Genomic DNA, 893 nt, shown 5'->3' with positions numbered 1-893 from the left:
CCAGCAACGGCCAGTGTTACAAGAGACGCTCGCTACCGCTACGCAACCGAGGTGTGAGTCTTAGCTAAAGACGAATATCACAGCCTCTTTATGCCTTGAACGGTACCGAAGACCCCACCGACCAATCTAAAGGGATTTGCGGAGGCCACGTCATATCGACTTTGGGTTCTGAAGCGTTGCTCATACGCATACATAGTTATTGGACAGCATATACCGAGGTGGTAATTCTCCGACTACGGGGACAACTGTCGGAGTGCTGTATCCAACCGCTGAATGTTGCAAGCCAACTATGACAACCGTTCATCAACCCGTTGAAATTCTGCAAGATACAGGTGAGACAGTGGCCAGTGCAGTATACCTTCTATCAGGAGTTCATCAGAAATACTGTGCAAGATACAGAGGTTCCATGCAGCATATTGCTGTGCTAAATTGGGGGATCAAATAGTTTGGTACCAGGACACCACATCTATTACTGCTGAAGCCCAACAGAATGTGTGGAACAGAACGTTGGCAAAACTGACCGTCTCCTGAGAACGCTCATCGGTGCGGCCGCAGGAGCAGCATCGCTTGCAATCCTTGCAGGAGCAGTCTCTGCTCCCGCCATACTGTCGCCACTGTTAGGTGTACTGGCGATTATCGCGCTCGGCACAGCGGCGACCAGCACGTGTGGGCTGTACGCCGCGCTGGGCGTTTCAACGTGTCCGCGCGACACGGCCTGACCTCCGCTTTTGAAACGGCACTCAGGTAATTATACTACTTACTACGTATTGGACTGTGCGAAATGCTGTATCTGCACACTGAACAGCGATCCAGACTCAGTCGATCACATCGATTTAGAGAAAGTGCCTGCTTGGAGAAGGTGTGCAGCCTAGCCAAGCAGACAGCGAGATAGA

1 protein-coding gene is annotated in these 893 nt (G+C 51.5%); it reads left to right on the top strand.

Going from position 1 to position 893, the window contains the following annotated elements:
- The first annotated feature begins 494 nt into the window (after positions 1-494).
- Positions 495-719 (top strand): YgaP family membrane protein, encoded by a 225-nt coding sequence (locus FYC77_RS20005; protein WP_149083248.1) that lies wholly within the window; start codon positions 495-497, stop codon positions 717-719.
- The last annotated feature ends 174 nt before the right edge of the window (positions 720-893 follow it).

The organism is Natrialba swarupiae (assembly GCF_008245225.1).
Lineage (GTDB): Archaea > Halobacteriota > Halobacteria > Halobacteriales > Natrialbaceae > Natrarchaeobius > Natrarchaeobius swarupiae.
This window is presented reverse-complemented; position numbering and strand designations above follow the sequence as displayed.